Below are 373 nucleotides of genomic sequence, written 5' to 3' on the forward strand. Positions count from 1 at the left end.
ACAGGAAAAGGATGGATTGGGTGCGTCGCCATCTAGCGGGCGGCGGCGATCTGCGACAGACATTGTTAACCCGATTCGCCCAGAATGGCTCGATCGGGCGAGGGACGGCGCAGAGTGTCACGTGGGCACGCTGCGGATACGGGGCAGGCGGGATGACGGGCAGGAACGACACCTTCACGCCTCCGCGTGTGCGCCTGCTCGGCTGGCTTGCGTCACCGGGCATGACGACCCCCGTTGCGTTGCACGGCGCGCTGCTGGGGGCGCTGTTCGGATCGTTGCCGGTCTATTTCGCCGCCCTGGTCAATTCCATCGTCACCGCCGGGGTCGTCGCGCTTCATCACGACAACGACGTGCATTTCGACATCTGGTTCGT

At 64.6% G+C, this 373-nt stretch carries 1 protein-coding gene; it reads left to right on the plus strand.

Annotated elements, in window-relative coordinates; all coding sequences use genetic code 11:
• Positions 1-152: 152 nt before the first annotated feature.
• Positions 153-373 (plus strand): hypothetical protein (locus AC0IYH_RS29845; protein WP_471837694.1); only part of this gene is annotated, 221 nt, incomplete at its 3' end.

The organism is Pseudomonas sp. AC463, assembly GCF_979253585.1.